This window comes from Mesorhizobium sp. P2_D5, assembly GCF_056404355.1.
Genome location: NZ_JBFUEE010000001.1, coordinates 1437764 through 1457319 on the forward strand (window position 1 = coordinate 1437764; position 19556 = coordinate 1457319).

The following is a 19556-nucleotide window of genomic DNA, read 5'->3' on the forward strand; positions in this document are numbered from 1 at the left end:
CCTCGGTGCCTGCGCCGGCCGTATCTTGTGTTTTCAATCAAGAAAGTTGAGCGAGACCCCGTCGAGCCGCAGCAACTCGCGGTCCTCCTCATAGGAGGCGCCGATCACGACCAGGCTTACTGTCAGGCTGGTGGCACCGGCCGCGATCAGCCGGCGTGCCGCGCGCGTCACATCGATGCGGTGGTTGCGCGGCGTGTTCATGCTGCGCTCGCGCAGATCGAATTTGCGGTTCTCCGCTGGTGGAATCTCGCAATGCCCAGGCCCGCCAAAACATTCGCCATGGCCGAAGATCGCCGCGTAACCGGCATAGCCCGCCACGTCGAGCGGCGTGCTGGCGTCGGCATCCGGCGTGTTGAGAAACACGCGGATGAAGCAGGAGCGCGGCAGCTGCGGAACGCGGTGCAGCCGCACTTCCGCCGAGCGGAAGCTCTTGGTCGCTTCGGGCACCGCGATCGGCGCCGAAACGAAGCGTCCGACCGGACTGGTCAGCCCGACCGGCATGAGGCATCCGCCACGAACATATTCATAGCCGAAGCGGTTCATATCGAGCGTATCGCGCACCGCGTAGCTCCACGGCGTCAGCGCGGAATCGAGATCGGCGGGCAGGCCGTCGGGATGGTCCTGCTGCCAGCGCCACCAGAGCCGGTCGATATTGGCGTGCACCGGCCAGAAGATCGGGTCGTAGGACGCGGTCAGGTTCGAGAACATGTCGCCGAACTGCGGCTCGGAGTAGAGGTCGTCGCGCTGGTGGAACTTGCGTCCGGCAACGCGTACCGCGCTGTTGCGATCGGCGGGCGCGCTGGTCTTGAACGCAGGGTTCATGCCCCCGGTCCAGATGTGCATCGTGTTGTGCGGATTCTGGTCCAGGAAGCCGAAGCTGTCGACATAGAGGCTGCCACCGCCGAAGTCGCGGAAGGTGCGCAGGCTGAGGATCTCGTCGATGTCCTTCTGTGCCGGATAATGATAGTGGATGACGGTGTTGATCGTGCCTTTGCCGAACTGGCTTGAATAGCGCAGCGGATACCATAGCGAATTGACCTCGAGCAGCGCGTCGATCAGCCGTTTGCGGTTTTCCCCTTCCACATAATCCTTGCCGCAGACGCCGCTGACCGCGTCATAGGCCTGCGTCGGATTGGCCCACAGCTTGCCCACCAGCGTGCCGATCTTGGCCGGGAAACCATGATCGCGCAGGAAGCGCACTGAGGCCTCGGTAAGGAAACCCTTGAACGCATCGGGGAGGATAGCGCCGTTCGCCGGATCCTCAGGCTTGTAGCGCTCAGCCGGGAAATCCCACCACGGCATGGTCACGTCGGGGCAGAAATCCTGCAACGCCTGTTCGAATTCATAAAGATACACGCGATGCCACGGCAGGAAACGTTCCCAGCCATGCTGACAATGGTTCTGGTGGATCAAGGCCAGATTGTTGTAGCTGCGCTTGTCGCCGACCCATTTATTGAGCTTGTAGAGCTCACGAAAGGCATAGCGCAGCCGCTCCTTTTGCGCGTCGTCCAGCACATCGACGTCCATGCGCTGCCGCAGCTCGCCCTTGGCATAGCGCCATGCCGCCGGATCGGACGCCGCGCTGAAGACCGGGCCGGCAATCCCCTTGACCTCGACGCGCGCCTCGGTCGCCACGCTGACCTCGCTGGCGAGTGCAATCGAACCGATCAACGCGCCGGGGCAGCCCTCTTCGATCCACGTCTCGATCCGGTCTATGTCTTCATCGGCGACCGGCTTGCCGCCCCAGGGCAGGCGAGGGAACTGCTTGCCGTCGAACGGCGGCAGTCCGCGCAAGCCCCGGATCAGCGCCGAGCGCGCGCCGCGCCCCTTGGCATCGCTGGTGCCGCAACAGGTGGTCGAGAGCGGCGCGATCAGCGGCATCCCGTGCAGCTGCAGTGCCAGGAACTCCGGCAGCGTCAGTCCCGTCAGGCTGCCGGGTCCCCCGGTGCCGCCGGCCGTCGCGAGGATCGCCTCCACATCGCTCCAGGTGAACGGCGCGGCGGGCATTGGCTGCGCCTTATTTGTGGCCATCGTGGCCATCCATCTGCATCTGCATCGCGCCGCTCTGGGTGATGTCGCCCACCTGATCAGGCAGCACCACGGCAACGTTCTGCATCATGCCCTGGTCCTCATGATCGAGGATGTGGCAGTGCAGCACGTACTCGCCAATGTAGCGCTCGTAACGGGTACGGACCTTGATCGTGTAGATGCCCGAGAAGCCGGCCGGCAAGGATTGCGGGATCAGGCTCTTGATCCACAGCGTATCCTTCCACACGCCCTTGAGCCCGGCATATTGCGGATCGTAGGGCTCACCGCCGGCATCGTCTATCGCGCCCGGCGCGCTGACGTCCTTGCCGTTGGGATCGATGATCGAGACGATCTGGAACGGATTGACGTGGATGTGGAACGGATGGCTGACGAAGTGCGACTGCAGCGTCCATTCCTGCGCCTTGCCCAGCGGCAGCGAGCGGTCGATGCGGGTCGGGTCGTAGGGCTTGACGTCGGCCGTGTTGAGCGTGTTCCCGACCTCGAACTTGGTGTTCGGCCCCGTCGTATCGATGAAGAAGGTCAGCTCCTGCGTGCCGTTGCCCTTCACCTCGTCGTCGGTGACGTCGGGATGCGGCGTGAAGCTGGTGAATTTCATTCCGGCCTTGAGATCGGCCACCACCGTCGCTTTGACGTTCGCCGGCATGGTGGCCTCGGCCAGGGCGACCAGCTTGCGATTGACGTAGGTTTCCACATTGTCGACCGCCGTTCCCGGCGCGACGTCGACCAGTGCGAGCAGTTGCGATCCGACATCGAGCCCGTTGACCACGCCTGATTTGGGCGCCGAAGAGTCGATCACGCAATAGCGTCCGGCTTCTGGAAAGACGACCAGCGCGTCAAAGCGATAGCCGGGCTGGAAGGTTGCAAGCTTGGTCGGCTGCGCCGCCGCCATCGTCAGCCCGTCGGCCGCGACCAGCGTATAGGGCACGGGCGTGGTGCTGCACGTATCCTTGATGAACGCCGCGTTGGTGTCGGCATTGAGCAGCGTTTTCACTCCGGGCTTGAGCTTGCCGTCAAGCACCTTGAAAAATTGCAGGCTGATCGTGTCGCGCACGCCGGCATGGACCATGCGCCAGCGCTCGATCTGGCCCTGCGTTGCCTTCAAGGCGTCGTTCGGATTGAACACCTTGCCATTGAGCGAGGTATAGCGCCCCGATGCCGGCCAGGTGCCCGGCCCGAACTGGTCATAGCCCTCGATGCCGCCGACATCGCCGGGATCACAGAAATAGTGGCCGTTGATGTCCTGCTTGATCGGGCCGAGTTCTCCGGGCTTGGCCGCCGGCGCGCGGCAGGCATACTGGATCTGCTGCATCACCAGCACCCGCTCGGGGATCGCCGAGGTCGGGATCAGCGTATCGATGTCGCCATGGGTTGTCGGGGTCGGGAAGCGGTTGCCGCGGATGATCAGCGCACCGGCCATGCCGCTCGACACCTGCAGCGCCGTCGAGCCGTGGCGATGGGTGTGATACCAGAACGTGCCGGAAGGATGGTCCGACGGGATGTTGTATTCGTAGGTGAACTGCGTTTGCGGGTTGATCGACAGCAGCACGTTGTCGCTATTGCCCGATGGGCTTACCCACAGCCCGTGAGTATGCAGATTGGTGCCGTTGAAGCAGTGGGGGATGTCGGGCATCTGGCCGCCGGGCATGCAGCCGGGGTCGCCGGGCTGCGGCCCTGCCGGCAACTGATTGTCGAGGGTGACGCGCACCGTGTCGCCCGGAACGGCCTCGATCGTCGGCGAGACATAAGGAGCCTTGGGATCGACGCCCTTGCCGGTGTAGCCGCGCAAATGGACCTTGTCGTAGCCGCCCGTGGACGGGTTGTAGATCTGGTTGTCGATATACTCGATCTTGAGATTGAGCAGGCGGTCGCCACGCACCGGCAGCGTGTTTCCGGGCAGTGGTGCAGCAGGTGCGAGCTCCGTCAGAGCAGGCTTGGCGATCGGCGCGCGGTCATCCTGCAGCACCGGTGGATTGAGGATCTCGGCCGCTGCGGGCAGCACCGCGATTGGTACCAGGCTGCTGCCGAAAAAACCCAAGAGAAATCGCGCACGCGCCATCGATCCACCAAGCGACATGGGGCCTCCCTCATACTGGCTGTAGACTTCGATCCGTAAGCATAGTGCGCCCGATCCGGAAATCTGTCTAGCTTGCAAAGCCATAAAATCTGAAATTTACTTCCAACAAAACTGTGATGGTGCACTTAAGAACTTGCTTATACGACTCACGGTCAGTTCATTTCAATATTGCTCTATTTTTAATCAGTTTAGGTGCCGATCGGCGGCGGAGCATGACCGCGAGGATCACAGCGTCTGCAATGTCACCGTGGGGGCGGCAGTCACCACCTTGGGGACGCCGCTCAGGACGGAGCCGCTGCCAAAATAGGCCACGAACAGCACCGAGGTTCCCCAGTTGAACTCGAAACTGTAGCTGTTGCCGCCGGCCGTCGCGTAGTAACCGGCCGGGGCCGGTGTCGGGTGGCCGGGCCCGGTATCGCCGTACTGCGAATTCAGCGCGATCGCATAGGCATTGTTGCCTTTGGTGTCCTGCGGGCCGCCGATGAAAGCGAACAGGCAAAGACCGGCCGAATTCGCCTGGAAGCCCAGCTGCATGTACTGCGGCAGCGTGACCGCTTTCAGCGTGGTGTCGACAGCGACCGGGACGGCGTCGCCGGTGGTCGGCAAAGGCGTTGGCGCCGCGCCGCCCATGCCCGGCCCATAGGCCGCGATCCAGATTGGCGTGTTGGTGTTCACGCTGACATTGGTGATGTTCAGATTGTTGGCCTGCCAATTGTTGATCAGGATGGTGGGCTGCAAGGCCAGCCCCGGCGCCAGCAGGAATTGCGGCTGGCTGCTGCCGCTGGTCAGCGCCAGCTTGCCGGCATTGTTCATCTCGGAAGCATTCTGGAAAGCCAGGATCATCGACCCGCTGGGGGTCTGCGGCATCGCCACGCTGTCGCGCACGGCAAGCTCCACCGGGGAGCCATCCCAATTGTCCGTCGCCAGGGATTGACCCAGAATGTTGAAGTCCGAAGGTGGCATGGCTTCCGTCTCATAGAGCAGCCAAGATGGCGGAAAGGCGGACCGGTGCGGAGGTCTACAGGGATTGCAGCAGGGTCGTCACCGGCGTTGCGGTCTGCGGCGAGAGATTGACCACGTAGACTATCGCCGCCCCCCAACTGAAGGACATCGTGTATCTGTTGCCGGCCGCCGTGGCGTAAAATCCGTCCGGCGGAGTGTTCCCGGTCGGCGGTCCGGTGTCGCCGCTGGGGGCGTTGAGCGCAATCACATAGGCATTGTTGCCCGACTGGTCAGGCGGTCCACCGACCACCGCGACCACCTGCTGATTGCTGGTGCTCGAGCTGAATTCAAGCTGCATCCAGTTCGGTGTCGTTATCCCTTGCACCGCTTGGCGCATCGCCAGCTGGACAGGTGTGCCGCTCACGAGCTGGCCTGGCTGCATGCCGGGAATGCCGGGGCCGAAGGCCTGTACGAAGATGGGGGTCGCGGCATTGAGGCTGGTGTTGGTGAGTGTCAGGTTGTTGGCCTGCCAGTTCGCCGTCAGCACGCTGATCATCCGTGCCAGGGCCGGAACCCGAACGTTCGTTGGCGCGCTGCTGCCAGAGGTGAAGGTAAGCCTGCCCTCGTTGTTTTGCTGTGACTGGTTGAAGTAGCCGACGATGAGGGAGCCGTTGGGCGTCTGCGGCATGGTCACGCTGCCACGGACCGCCAGTGTCTGCGGCATGCCGTTCCAGGTCGCGTTGACCGTGCCCGCTGCGATGAAGTCGTGCATGTCCAGGATGTCCTCTTTGCACCGGCATTGTCGCGGGAGCCGGCGGCTTGCGCTTCCGGCTCCCGCGCTTCGATCACAGAGACAGCAGTTCCGCCGTCAGCGAGGAAGCCGTCGAAGGCGACATGTTCGCCACGTAGACAACCGAGGAACCCCAGTTGAATTCGAAGGAGTAGTTGTTGCCGCCCGTCGTCGCGTAATAGCCTTGTGGCGCCGCGGTGCCGGTGCCCGGACCGGTGTTGCCGGACGGCGAGTTCAGCGCGACGGCGTAGGCGTTGTTGCCTGACGCATCCTGCGGACCGCCGACAACGGCAACGATGATCAACTGGCCCGTATTCGTCCCGAGGGTCAGCTGCATCCAGTTCGGGGTCGACGTTCCCTGGGCGATGCCGCCTGGCTTGAGCGTCAGCGCGGTGTTGATGGCAAGGGCGACCGGCTTCTGGCCGGGCAGTCCAGGACCGAAGGCCTCGATCCAGATCGGCGTCGCGTTCGCGACGCTGACATTGGTGACGGAGAGATTGTTTGCCTGCCAGTTGTTGACGAGGATGTTCGGCTGGGAAAGCAACGCCGGAGCTGTCAGGAACGACGGTGTCGAACTGCCCGAGGTCAGCGCCAGCTTGCCGGCATTGTTCAGGGAGGCGGTGTTCTGATAGGCGAAGATCATCGATCCGTTGGTCGTCTGCGGCATCGCCGCGCTTTCGTGGTAGGCCAGCGTCAGCGGCGAGCCATCCCAGTTTGGGTTAGATGCGTTTGCACCGAGAATGTCGAATTTTGCGGTCGTTGCCATAATTTCCCTCGCGGTTTGCGGGTTTCGGACTGTCGTTCTTGCAGGCGAATTCCAGAGCGGCGGACTTGAAGTCGAAGCGTGCCGTCGCTCGATCGTTTTGTTTCAACATCGGATGCTTCCAAAACCTGTTGCCGGCTTGGGGCCCGATGGTCTGGTTTCGAAACGGCTCCTCCTTCCACTCGTGTCTGCGTGACGCCGCCGCGATGCCCGCCTTGAGGCGGTCAGCTCGCGTCGATGTCCGTCAGTTTCAGTTGCAGGTTGCTGAAGCGCAGCACCGGCGTATTGACGCCGCTGAGTGCTGCGTAAAGCGTGATGTCGAAGACCAGCCTCGCGCCTGCCGGCATTGCGTTGGCGCCAAAGACGATGCTGTTTTTGGAGGCCCAGCCGGCGATCGCCGCCGCGAAAAGCGCGGCGAAATCGCCGAGCTCCGCCGGCTGCTGCCCGTCGATCTCGAAGGACCGCGCCAGCACGATCGGGACAAGCGGACTGATCGAGGCGCCGTCGAACGCGCCGCCGGCAACGGCGGGGAACGGGAACTGGTAGGAGCAGGCGACCTTGACCCGCCTTGTGGTTCCGCTGGTCACGTTGGCGGCCGCCTGCGCCGCAAGCAGCGATTGTTCGTGCACCGGGTCGGCCAAAAGGTCGGCCATGATCGTGTAGATGCGCTGGCAAAGGCTTGACGGCGATGTCGGACAGGCAGCACCTGAACCCTGGCCGGGCAGCGTCGCCACATCGATCGGCGTCGCATTGTCGATGAACGGCGTGACCGGCTGGCTCGGCCTGACCTGCGGCGTCATGTAGACGAATTCGGGCACCACCTGCCACGCGGTGTTGTTCGAGGCTTCAAGCGTGATCAGGTTGCGCTCGATCTGCACCGAGGCGAGCGCATTCTCGGCCGCCAGCACGTTGAGTGCATCGACCTCGATCGTGTGCGCCACGCCGAAATTGCCGGGCGCGGCGTTGTCGACCTCGAACAGCAGGCCGTCCGGCGGCGACGGCTGGACCGGATGCTGGTTGGGGTACGGCGTCAGGGTCGACGGGTCGAGTGCGGTGACGGTCAGCGCGACATTGGAGAAGCTGGATTCGCCTTGAGCGGCCGGCCACTGCAAATCGATCTGCCGCGTCGTCCCGTCCGGCTGCAGCGTGTCTGTGACGACGTAGCTGTCGGTGACGCTGATCAGACCCTGACCGAGGGCCATGTTCAGGCTCGGATTCCAGTCCTTGTTGGCCGTCACCTCGCCAATGGCGGTGGCGAAGGCGGCCACCGCATCGGGCCAGGCTGGATCGGCCGGGTTGCGCAGCACCGGGCTGATGGCACCGTAGACGGCCGAGGTGCGCGCCAATGCCGTGAACAGGTCGTAGGGCGGGCCTGCGCTGGGGGCAGGGTTGGCGGAGTTCGGCGGGTTGTCCGGCGCCGCGCTGAGGTTGGTGTTGTAGGTGACGGCGGTGTTGATCTGGTCCTGCGCGACGAGGAACGCCTGATAGGTGTAGAGATAGCTCCAGTCGGCGCCGTCGGCGATTGGATTGCCCGAACCCGACGTTGGCGTGTAGCCCGACCAGGTCTGGCTGACCAGCGTCGGCGGCGTCGGGTACTGACGGTACACCACCGGGATTTTGGTCAGCGCGCCGGCAGGTCCGACATGCGGCACGCCCTTTGGATAGGGATCGACGAGCTGCAGCCAGATCGATGGACGCGCTTCGTCGGGTGCGCCCGCCGGCGCCAGGAAGAACTGCAGGTTGGTGATGGCGAAACGCAGATCGAACGGCACCACTGCGGCAGCGGCCGCGTCGGGATCGCCGTAGAGGAAGGTGAGGGGGCTTGCTCCCGTGCTGCTGATGCCGACATGGGCGGTGGACAGCCCGGCATTCTGGCGCGTGGCGGAGAAGGTGCCGGCGCCTGAACCGCTGGCGGCGGTGGCGATCGTGAAGGTGGTGTCACCGGTGACGGTGACGCCGTAGACGCCATTCGCCGGCAATTGCCCCGAACTGGCCTGGAATATCATCAGCACCCTGCTGCCGTCGGTCAGGCCGTGCGGATTGTTTGTCGTCGCCGACAGGCTGAGACCGCTCCAGCTGTAGTTTCCGGCGAGCATGGCTTCGATCTGGCCGAAGAGCTCGATATTGCCATCGGCGGCAGCCGAGACCGACTGGTTCCAGGTCACGTCGTATTGGACGATGGTGTCGACGAAATAGGCCGTCATCAGCGCCGCGCGCATCTGCTGCTCGAACACATCCTTCGCGATGGCAAGTGCCGCGGTCGTGCCGGTGAACGGCGATTGCGGGCCAAACAGCCAGTCCACTTCGTATTGCGCGTATTTCTGCGCCAGCGCCTCGCGGCCGAGCGCCATCGCGTCGTAGGCGTCGGGGGCGACCTCGAAGGCCTTGGCCGCCGAGGCCGGTGACAGCACCTCGTCGACCGCCTGGAAGAAGATGCGGTTGAGCTGGTCGAGGTCGGTGTCGATGAACAGCTGTTGCGCCGGCAGCGCCGGCAGCTTGGACGACAGCTGCGGCATCGAAACACTGGCGCTGTTCAGCACATTGTCGAGCGGCTTGGGCGACAGGAAGCGCGGTCCGGCACCGGCGGCGCCGATCGAGATGTCGAGCAGCGATGCCGCCGCCGCCCACAGCGATTGCGAGCCGGCGCGTGCTCCACCGGAGCCGTCATGGGCAAGCTTCAATGACTTGAGCCGCTTGCGCGCCAGTGCCGTGCTGGACTGGGCCGTGCTCGACAGTTTCTGCTGTGGCGATGCGTCGGCCCCATTCATTCCGATGGCGAGCTTCTGCGCCGGGAAGCCGCCGACGAAAGCGGCGGCGAATTGCGACATGTTGCTGGCGCCGCCGGTCGCCGGAACAAATCCGGTCGCGACGTTCTGCGCCGACGGCACCATGATCGTGCCGAACTGGTCCTTCAGATAGGGCGAGATCAATTTGGCATCGCGGGTGATGCCGAACAGCACGACGATCTCGAACAGCGGCGGCAAAGCGCCGGGGCCGCTGACCGGCATCGAAATGGTCACTGCGCCGGGGAAGTTGGTGCTGAGCCCCGCCAGCCAGTTGACGAGGTCGGCAACCATGCCGGTCACCTTGCTGGTGTCTGCAGCACCCACCGGGAAATTGACAAGGCTGCTGCCATCCGCCTGCAGGGCAAGGCTGGTCTCGACATAGAACGATACGCCTGGGCCGCTGATCTGGTCCTCGATGGTGCGGAAATTGGCCAGGGCTGCCGCCTTCTGGTCCGCCGACATGCCGCTGAAGGCCGCCTGGCTCGGCGTCAGGACGATCTCGATCGTGTTCGGCGTCGAGCCGTTGAAACCATAGGTCGGCAGGATCCCCGGCCATTGGTCGACCGGCACGATCGGATCGAAATAGAGGTTGGTATCGTTGTAGCTGGCCGGCGTCGGCAACTGGTTGCCGAAGGCGTCGTTGACGAAGAAGTCCAGCGTGAACTTGTCGTTGATCGAAGCGTAGCGGTCGGGCGTGGCGGAGCCGGCATTGGCGGTGGCGACGTTGTACAGCGGCGCGAACACCCGGTACGTGCCGGTAGAGCCGGACTGGTCGGGCTTTTGCGGCTGGATCGGCGCCGACAAATTGCTCAGCGCGAAGCCTGTCGTCGCCTGTATCTGGTAGGTGACGAGACTGTAGAGCGAGTTGAGCGACGCCTTCGCATCACCCGCCGCGACCAGTGCTGCGTGCAGTTCGGTATCGTCGGCGATGCCGGATGCGCGCAGCGCCTCGATGACTTTGCCGCGCGAATGGGAGTTCGCCGCGCCGAGCTGCCCGGTCTTGACCAGGGCGGCAGGCGTCTTCAGTTGCATGACGCTCTCGGAGCGCGTCAACTCGACACCGAAGGTGCCGGCCGCGACCTTGACGTAGCGTGCCTCGAGCGCCGGGTCGGCGGTCTCGGCATAGTAGACGAGGCCGCTCTGCGTGCCGGCAAGCACGACCGCGTTGTAATAGGGCTGGATGGCGAGCGGCGAGCCGCTCTGGTTGGTTCCGCTGCCGGCCTTGTAGGTCACCAGCATCGTCACCTGCGCGACGCCCTTGACGAACAGCGCGGTTGGCAGCGCGTTGCCGGTCTTGTCGACAAAACGCAGATAGTAACCCTGCGCATTGGTGACCGTCGCCTGTTGGATGATCTGCAGGAAACCGTAGCCGCCATCCGCGGTGATATCGGTGCTGGCGCCGACGGACACACCCGCCGGCAGACCGAGCGCAAAGGCCATCAGCCCTTGCGGCGGCTGCGACACCGTCGTGGTGTTGGTGCGCAGCGCAAAGACGGCGTTTGGATCGACCACTGCCGAGACGAGGCCGGGCGCACCGGCGGCCGTCTGGAACAGGATCTGGATCGCGTCGACCGGCCGGTCACCGCCCCTGAGATCGTCGAGGATCCGGCCGAGCAGCGCCTCGTCCGACTGGCTGGCGCCGGACAGTGCGTAGACGTCGGCAAGCATGCTACCTTGCGTGGCGCCCGGAATCTGCTTGACCGTCAGCGTGATGCTGGTGGCAAAGGTGATGTCCCCGGCGGGCAGCGGCGTGCCGTCCGGCAGATAGGCCCCTTGCGCCTGGCGGGATTTCACCAGGACGGGGATCGCTGCCGTTCCTTCATTTACCTGCAATTTCTCCAGGCTTGGCGCGAATGGCCGCAGGCTGAGCGCCGTCGCGCTTGGCGGCGTCCAGGCGATGGCGTTCTCCAGCGCGAAAGATTGCGGCCCGGTCGAACTGAGCGCGATTGGTGTCGGGCTGGTTGGCGCCGTTATCGACGCTTCGGTGAAGGCGAGGTAGGGGCTAAGGACGTCTTGGGTGAGCGAGAACGAGGCGTTGACGGTAAGCCAGTCCTGCGTCTTGTCGGGATTGCTCAGCGTGATGCTGTAGCTGTTGTTCTTGGCGAAGCCGCCGGCCGGAAATTCCTGCCACAGAAGCGCGAACAGCGGGTTCGTGCTGTTCGACACCGCCCCGCCCGGCACGGTGAGACCGGCGGTGTAAGGCAGGCGCACGCCGCCACGCAACGCGCTCGACATCTGACCGGCGAGACCCTGAAAGCGTGTTTGCGCGCCGGGTGTCGGTGCGGCCACCGCCGCCATGAACAGCTTGTCGAGCGGTGACGAGGTCAGCCCCGCATCCTGCATAGTCACCAGCAGCTCGTGCACCGCGCCACGGATCAGTCCCTTGAAATAATCGAGGAATATCTCCTGCGACAACGGCGTGGTGCCGCCGCTGTCGTTGACCGAGGTCGGGTTCGAGGTCTGGTTGACGAAGAGCTGGTTGAAATAGGTGTCGACCGTCTGCAGATAGGTCTGCGAGACGAGGTTCTGCGCCAGGAACTGGTAGGACAGATCTTGTGCGTTGCCATTGCCGTCGGTGCGTCCGGTGGTCGCCATGTTGAGGAACGGCGGCATCGGGAACACGCAGGCCTTGGCTTTGCCGGTCGGTGCGGCAAGCGTGGCGGAGAAATTGGCGAGCTGGCCAAGCAAGGTCGGATAGTCGATCCAGCCGGTGAGCGCGTCCGGCTCGCTGTCGATGTCCTTCAAACCGGGCGTGCCGCTGCTGGAATCGAATTCGAGCAGGACCACGGAGTTGTAGGCCGGCAGGTTCAGCGCGTGCATGAGCGCGAAGGTGGCGAGCTGCGTCGTCACCGCCTCGAACGGCTTGAAGTCGGCATAGGTCGGGTTCTGCGACGGGTTGTCGTCATACTGTATGCCGAGCGATGTCACGACCCACGGCGTGCCCTTGCTGGTCGCATCGGGGAACACCACGGTCAGTTCCGGCAGGAACAGGATAGGCAGGTCCTTCGGCAGGTTGGGGCAAAGCCCGACATTCGCCGCTGCACCCGCAAGAAGCCGCTGCTTCAGGCGCGCGAAAGTTTCGATCTGGGCCTGCTGCGACGAGCCGGCAAGCTGCCATTCGAAGCGGAACGAGGCATTGAAGCTGAAGCTGATGGAAATGGAGAACAGGAAGAGATTGATCTCCACCGTGACGCTGACGCTGACGCTCGCCTCGATGTAGAGCAGGATCGAGCCGCCACCGCCGCCCGGCACACTGGGTGGCTCCAGCGCCAGGATGATGCCGATGCTGGCCTCGAGGCGGACGTTGACGCTGGCCTTGATGATGACGAAGTCGAGCGAGCCGTAGAGCTCGCCGATGATGCCGAACTGGCCTTGCAGCGACAGCGCGTCCGGCTTTTTGGCGAGGTCTCCGCCACCGCTGGTGAGATAACCGGCCGCACCCTGGATGATGCCGAAGAAGGTGACGCTTACCCCCGCCTTCAGCGGCCCGGCGGTGAAATCCTTGCCGACGCCCAGCCGCGCGGCAAAGCCGAAGGCCAGGATGCTCTGGTAGGTGCCTTTGAACACGTCGGGGTCGGTGGCCGAACTCAGGCTGGCTATGTAGAAGCCGCCCGATCCGGTCACCGGAATAGGTCCGGCCTGCGCCTGCACCTGGAAGCAGACGCTCCAGTTGTCGCCGTCGGGGAAGCCGAGGTCGACCTTCCAGTCGCCATTCGTGTAGACGTCGACGCTCAGTGTCGGCAGCGTCAGCGAGGCCGCGCCAACCTGGAAGGTGCGCAGGCTGTCGGGCAGGCTGAAGACGGCGGCGAATTTGCCGATCGTGTCGGAGATCTTGGTGTAGACGACCTCGAATTCCGCACCCTTGCCGGCACCGCCGGTCAGCTTGAGCAGCAGTGCGTAGAACGGCGTCACGTCGTAGAAGACGAAGCCGACCTCGAGCACTTTCAGCAGCGTGAAGTCGGTGACGATGATCCACTTGCCTTCGGGATGGTAGATATCGGCAAATTTCTTGTTCTTGAGGGCATCCCAGAAGTCGCCCTGCATGAACTTCAGGAAGGCATCGAAATTGGCGGGCGGCTTGGTCGGGTCGGGGCCGACCCGCTGGCCGACGCCGAGATAGACGAGCTCGAAGACATCGCTGACAGCGCCCAGCTTGGCGGGCACCGGGGCCGCCAGCAGCTTTTGCGCATCGTCGCCGCCACCGCCGCCGCCATCCTTGCCCAAATTGTAGGCGCCGATCCAGCCAATCTGGTCGGCGCCTTCGGTCGGCGCGAACAGGCCGATGCTGATCGTCCCGTCCGGCGGCAGGCGCTGGCCCAGTATCTCGATGAAGCAATTGTGCATGCCGAGCACCAGCATCTTGGGATCGGCATCGGTGGCGTATTCGAGATTGAACTGTTCGATCGAGATGGTCAGCACGCCCTCGATCTTGATTTCCAGCTTGCCGTCGACTTGCGGAAGCTGGATGCCGAAGGCCAGCCCACCGCCGTCCTCGGGGCTCAGCCAGCCGATGAGGACGCTGAATTTGAAGGCCGAAAGCGAACCGACCAGCCCGCCCATCGAGCCGAGATCGAGATCGAAGATCAGCGCATAGTTGAAACTGTCCTGCAGCGTGACGCCGTTTTCCGCCAGGCCAGGCAGCGAACCGAGCGAATAATAGTTCAGGCTCTCGATCGTCTGATCGGCCGTGCCCGAATAGAGGAATGACTTGAGCTTGAACGGGATCAGGTCGAGCAGGCTGTCGGCGCCGCTGCGCTTCTCGGTGGCGCCGAGGTCGAGCCGCAGGTCACCCGGCGAAAAGCTGAGCGACGGCGTGCTTGTCGACGGCTGTCCCTGGGCCGGGATCGTCAGGTCGAAGCCGACGTCGATGCCGAGATTGGAAAAGGCCAGCTTCTCGAACGCAAACAGGTCGAGCACCTGGAATTCGTTGAACTCGATGTCGCCCCAGATGGCGAAATGGGCGCTGATGTGGGTGGTGTCGGCTTTTGGTGGCGTCGCCGCGGTCTCGTCATCGAACGAGAATTGCAGTTTCGTCAGCGTGATCTGCTTGAGATATTTGTTGTTGGACTTGCCGTTGTCGTCGGTAAAGTTGAAGACGAAATCGCCCTGGGCGACGAACGAATAGACGCCCTGTCCGGAACTCTTGTCGTCGCCGCTGGTGCCGTGTGCCTGGTAGGAACCCATGATGGCGATGACATTGGCGTCATCGCCGGCCTTGGCGGCCGGGCTCAGCGCGGCATCGAGGTTGACGCCGGTCTTGAACAGATTGTTGATGGTGAGATTGACCTCGCAGGCGAAGCTGCGCAGCTCGGAATTGGTGAACAAAGCGCGCAGATATTCGACCTCGAAGCCATAGTCGATGTCGATATCAATATTGCTATCGGGGGCCGCTGCCGACTTGCTCGCCGCCTTTTCATAGTCGACCAGCGCGAAGGTCGCGCTCTGCGCCAGCGTCGGCACGGCCTGCGACGGGTCGGTGTTGTTGATGGCAATGCCGACATGGTGGACACGAAAGCCGGCTATGCCTGGATCCTTCATGCCGCCGAGCACAGCGCGCACTGCGGTCGGCAATTCATCGAGTTGCATGTTGCAGTTTACGGCGAGGATGCCGTTGAAGGTCGGGTCGGTGACGGTCTGGTAGAAATTCCAGTACAGCGAGGTGGTGTCGGGCTGAGTGCCACCATTCGGGAACACCGCGGCCTTCGCCTCGGTGATCAGCTTTTGCAGATAGGTCTGGGTGGCGGCGGCGGTGAACGTCTTGTTGAAGATGTCGGCCTGCGACCACAGCCTTGTGTCGGCGACCAACGCTTCGATCGTCTCGCCCGGATAGAATTTCATCATGAAGATCGGCGGCGTGCCGTCGGGCGCGGCGAGCTTGCCCGGCGACAGGTCGAACGTCCAGTCGCCGATCTCCAGTTTGTCGCCTGAAAAGTCGAACAGGGCCTGCCCGGAGCCAAGTGGGTCGGGGTTGGCGGGGTTTTCGCTGACCACCGTGAAGATCTGGTTCTGCTGCACGGCCTTGCAGATCGACGGACCCATGGCCTCGAATTCCAGGATGCCGGCCGCACTCGTCGCCATCTGCAACCCGGTCCATGCCAGCGGCGTGCCGGCAAGTTCGGCCAGCATGCCTTGCGGCGTCATCGCCAGCGTCGTCGGTCCGGCGGCGGCAGCGTTTGCCGCCGCGCGTTGCTTCGGCGTTGGAATGAAGTCGCTGGCGCGCCTCGGGTTGAGCGCCCGCGATTCCATGTCGAGATAGGCGGCGGCATTGAGGTTCGGGTCGGTCGAGAAATCGAGGCCCGCATAGGGCACGAGCGGTATGGCTGGCGTGCTTGCGCCTTTCGCGCTCCACGAGGCGACCTTGAAAGCGTCGAGGACATAGACGGTGAGGCCGGAGGCGGGTTCAGCGCCGGCAAGCATTGTGGCTGTGTTGGTGCGCTGATTGTAGAGCGGAGCGCGCTCGGGCTGCGAGATGTAGCTGCCGTCCTGGACGATGAGCTGGGCCCACGAAGTCGTCACGGTGGCATCGAGAAAAGCCGGGTTGGTCGGCGAATCCTGCGCTGGCGCAATGCGATAGGCTGGCTGCGCCGGTACGAATTCGAGCTTGTCCGGTGTCGAGCCGACGGTGACGGTCACGAACTCGGTGCCGGTGACACCGCACAGCATCTGCACCGTTTCGGAGGTCACGGCTGTGGCCAGGTTGGCGCCGGTATCGAGTGCCAGGCCGAACTGTCCCGCCGGCGTCAGGTAATAATAGCGCTGCTCGCTCGGCGATTGTTGCGGACGGCCGGCGAAGACGAGACGGCTCGCCGTGCCGATATCGCCGGTGTTGATGGTGCTGAGGGCAAAGGGCTTGCCGTTGGTGGTGACGAAAGTCGAGCCGAGCAGCGGGTCGGTGAACTGGAAGAAGCTGCGCGTCGCGTCGAGTGGGCCGAGCACGTCCAGCGTGACGTTGAAGCCGAACGGCGTGGCCGAGCCACCGACGCCGCGGAAAACCGGATAGTTCAAGGCACCGACCAGCCCGCCGCCGGTTGGCGGGTCGAAATACATCATGCCGGCCTCGAACTGGACGAGGTCGGTGGTCGCCAGTTCAAACGCGGCGCTTGCCGTACCAGCGAGCGGTCCGCTGAGCGCCAAGCTCGCGAATGGCGCGGCCGACTGGAATGTCACCGTGGCGCCGGCTGGCGGCGTCGCCGTCAACAGCAGCGCCGCCGGCGGCTGGCTGTTGGCGATCTGCAGGCTGTTGGAGGCGTCGTCGAACAGCACCGTCGTGGACAGCGTGAACAGGTCGGGCTGAACCTGGAACGTCACGCTCTGCCGGAATGCCAGCGAGAAGGACTCCCCCACCGTCGGCGACGAGGTGCCTTGCCCGGTGACCGAGACCAGGATCGGCGCGATGCTGAGCGGCTCGGGAAACCAGCCGATCTGGGTTCCGGGACTGTCGGCGAAGGCTTTGCGGATGCCTATCTCGAAAGCGTTCCAGTCGCGTGTCGCCGAAGGGACGAAGAACGCGATGTAACCAAGCTGACCGGGGTCGACCCAGCTCTGGGCGGTCAGATCGAATGTCGGGTCGGCGCGTGACTTATCCTGGAACAGAAAGGCGACACGTGCGCCGGCTAATGGGTCCGCCAGATAAAGACCGCTCGCATCGCGTTTGAAAGCGATCATCCCCACCTCCATGTACTCTACGGCGCTATCCGGCCATCTCCTGCCGCCGCTTTGAGCTGGGCGGAAGGACTTGGTGAAGCGCTTATATTACCAAGACGTAAAGTATAATTGTAAGACGAAGAAAGTGATTTGTAAAAGACTATATTTGGGTGGATTTCAAAATGAAATAAATTTTATCTATATGGTGACCCGGCTAACTCATCGGCCTGAATGGGTTCTGTTTTGGTATCGAGCATCGAAGTAATACGCACCTCAACAGAATCAATCACTTAGTATGACGGGTGGAATCATCTTATGTCGATGGCGGTCGCGTGCGTAGCCGCCAAAGCTATGCCGGGACCGGCGCGACGCGCTTCAGGGGGCGGCTAGTAATTTGTCCTAGTCCGAAAAACTCCCTGGGGAACATCGCCGCAATCAGGGCGGCAAAATCTTTCCGCCCTCTATGTCAAAGTTTATAGACGGCAAATTTTAGCCTGCTCTAATGGAGCTCCATGCTGTCCTGGGGGGTGGCGGGCAGGCAAGCATGGGGCCGTCGTTCGTGGAAAAACGACGGCCTTTTCCTTTCGACGGCTACCTGGCTTCGGGGTTTTGTCGGCGCGCAAAATGTTCATAGGTGATTTGCCAGGGGTCGCTCTCGGAATCTCTTTCCTCGCCGATCCAATGGAAGCTGTCGGCGGTGATCTCAGTGAAACGCCATCGGGTTTTCAAACCGCGCGAGTCGTTGCCGAGCTGGACGATGTCCTTCCCCTCGGCCCGCCCGACCTGGCGCGAGTGATCCTGGTTGAGCGGGTCGTTCCATAGGATGTGCCAGCCGTCGATCCCAGGATCGAAGATGCGCAATGTCGTGCCATACATCGTTGACGGCGCAGGCCGCTTGGGCCTGATCCAAACGTCCTGGATCGCGCGGCCTCCAAGCACCCAGCCAAAATGGCATTCTCCATTCCATTTCTGCATTGTGCCGTCGTCGAGGTGGTGGACCGTATCCATTTCCCAACTTCCAACCAGCCATCCATACAGGGCCATGTCCTTCGCCCGGTCGGCTGGGGGACCTTCGGATCCGAGAGCGGTGAGAAACGGAGAAATCGTCATCGTCCTACGCCTTTCCAGCTAAAAGAACCAAACTGCCAGAGCAGCCCTGCCGGCCATTGTCGCGCCCGCCTGCCGCAAGAACGCCGACTTGTGGAATTTTGCGATGGAAGCCCATGTCGGCGCCGGAACATTGCCGCCACAACTTGCGGCGTTGCGGTGTCCAGGGCTTGGGGAAAATTGCTGTAGTGCCGCTATGAATGAGATCGTTTGCGAACGCGATGGCGAGCTGACCGCATGCGCATCCTTCGCGATATCCGCGCAGGATAGGCCATTTGGCTTAATTGCGAGATTGCTAATATGCCTATAGCCTGATCGTCGCTGGTCCCTCGAAGCCCCAGCACTGGCCGGCACGGCCCAGCGCCACCCCGAAGGCTGCAACCGTGCCGGCCTACCACGTGGCTGCCGTTCTCCACTTCGATCAATTCTAGCGTGTTGGCGCGCGCCAGGTGCGACAGCTGCTAAGCGGTCTTGCGTTTCGGCGGGGCGCTCTTTTTAGGCGGCCCCAACCCTTCCTGTTTGAGGCTTTTTTTCAGCACTTCGGCCAGGTTGATGACGTTCTCTTTCGGCTTCGGCGCTGGCTTCGGCGGTTGCTTGCCCCTGCGTTTCGCGTCGATCATGGCAATCAGCGCATCTTCGTAGGTGTCCTCGAACTTTGAAGGATCGAAAGTCGTCACCTTCTTATCGATGAGCATGCCGGCGATTTCGAGCAGTTCGGGATCATATTTCTGCGTCTTCAAGCCATCGAACATGCTGTCCTGCGAGACCATTTCATTGTGGTTGCGCAGCTCGGTCATCACCATGCCCTTGCCATAGGGCTGGATCAGAACCTCGCGGCCGCGCTGATACAGCACGACGCAGGATCGTGCGGCGACGCCCTTGTTCTTCATGGCATCGCGGATCACGCTATAGGCCTCCACAGTGGCGCCATCGGCCGGAATCAGATAGTAGGGTTTCTCCAGATAGCGCGTATCGATCTCGTCAATCGACACGAACTCGCCGACCTCGAGCGTATGCTTCGACGTCAGCTTGAGCGCCTTGATATCGTCGGGCTCGATCTGGAGGAACTCATCCTTTTCGACCTCGAAACCCTTCACTTGGTCTTCCGCGTCGACCGGCTTTCCAGTGTCCTCGTCGGCGTAGACGCTTTTGACCGGGAGTCCGTCCTTGCGGTTCAATATCCTGAAATGAACCTTCGACGCCTCGCTGGTGGCGCCGACGATCTTCACGCCGCAGGACACCGACCCAACCTTCAAAAAACCCTTCCAGGCAGCACGCGGGGCGACCATTTTGCTCATCCTGTTTCCAGTCAGGGCAAACGGGTTTCCATGCAAATCGTTCCTACGGTTTGCCCCCATCCGTTTCCGCTACGCTCGGGATCGGAAAATCCGACGAACCCGC

8 protein-coding genes are annotated in these 19556 nt (G+C 62.9%); all 8 read right to left on the reverse strand.

All coding sequences use genetic code 11. The features are described 5' to 3' along the window. Positions 1-33: 33 nt before the first annotated feature. The 8 genes from AC1DYW_RS06730 to ku all read right to left on the reverse strand — a co-directional run bounded on the left by AC1DYW_RS06730 (position 34) and on the right by ku (position 19453). Entirely contained in the window at positions 34-2031 is a 1998-nt protein-coding gene (locus AC1DYW_RS06730; RefSeq protein WP_477225507.1) for a tyrosinase family protein, read from the reverse strand. After that, a complete protein-coding gene (locus AC1DYW_RS06735) occupies positions 2018-4123 on the reverse strand; it encodes a multicopper oxidase family protein (protein WP_477225508.1) in 2106 nt (701 codons plus the stop codon). The genes AC1DYW_RS06730 and AC1DYW_RS06735 overlap by 14 nt, the downstream gene beginning before the upstream one ends. Before the next feature lie 225 nt (positions 4124-4348). Beyond that, positions 4349-5086: a hypothetical protein gene (locus AC1DYW_RS06740; RefSeq protein WP_477225509.1), complete on the reverse strand. Its 738-nt coding sequence runs from the start codon at positions 5084-5086 to the stop codon at positions 4349-4351. A 55-nt stretch (positions 5087-5141) separates the two neighbouring features. Further along, positions 5142-5837, reverse strand: coding sequence for a hypothetical protein (locus AC1DYW_RS06745; RefSeq protein ID WP_477225510.1), 696 nt, complete (start codon positions 5835-5837; stop codon positions 5142-5144). Between the two features lie 73 nt (positions 5838-5910). Next, entirely contained in the window at positions 5911-6621 is a 711-nt protein-coding gene (locus tag AC1DYW_RS06750; protein ID WP_477225511.1) for a hypothetical protein, read from the reverse strand. A gap of 221 nt (positions 6622-6842) precedes the next feature. Continuing rightward, positions 6843-17069 (reverse strand): hypothetical protein, encoded by a 10227-nt coding sequence (locus AC1DYW_RS06755; RefSeq protein ID WP_477225512.1) that lies wholly within the window; start codon positions 17067-17069, stop codon positions 6843-6845. A 570-nt stretch (positions 17070-17639) separates the two neighbouring features. Further along, positions 17640-18158, reverse strand: a complete 519-nt coding sequence (locus AC1DYW_RS06760) for a hypothetical protein (protein WP_477225513.1) — start codon at positions 18156-18158, stop codon at positions 17640-17642. Between the two features lie 458 nt (positions 18159-18616). Next, positions 18617-19453 (reverse strand): non-homologous end joining protein Ku, encoded by an 837-nt coding sequence (ku, locus tag AC1DYW_RS06765; RefSeq protein ID WP_477225514.1) that lies wholly within the window; start codon positions 19451-19453, stop codon positions 18617-18619. Positions 19454-19556: the final 103 nt, after the last annotated feature.

Bases quoted from the DNA above. Each gene is read 5' to 3' on its own strand.
- AC1DYW_RS06745 (WP_477225510.1), bottom strand. From the start codon at position 5,837: ATGCACGACTTCATCGCAGCGGGCACGGTCAACGCGACCTGGAACGGC.
- AC1DYW_RS06740 (WP_477225509.1), bottom strand. From the start codon at position 5,086: ATGCCACCTTCGGACTTCAACATTCTGGGTCAATCCCTGGCGACGGAC.
- ku (WP_477225514.1), bottom strand. From the start codon at position 19,453: ATGAGCAAAATGGTCGCCCCGCGTGCTGCCTGGAAGGGTTTTTTGAAG.
- AC1DYW_RS06735 (WP_477225508.1), bottom strand. From the start codon at position 4,123: ATGTCGCTTGGTGGATCGATGGCGCGTGCGCGATTTCTCTTGGGTTTT.
- AC1DYW_RS06760 (WP_477225513.1), bottom strand. From the start codon at position 18,158: ATGACGATTTCTCCGTTTCTCACCGCTCTCGGATCCGAAGGTCCCCCA.
- AC1DYW_RS06750 (WP_477225511.1), bottom strand. From the start codon at position 6,621: ATGGCAACGACCGCAAAATTCGACATTCTCGGTGCAAACGCATCTAAC.
- AC1DYW_RS06730 (WP_477225507.1), bottom strand. From the start codon at position 2,031: ATGGCCACAAATAAGGCGCAGCCAATGCCCGCCGCGCCGTTCACCTGG.
- AC1DYW_RS06755 (WP_477225512.1), bottom strand. From the start codon at position 17,069: ATGATCGCTTTCAAACGCGATGCGAGCGGTCTTTATCTGGCGGACCCA.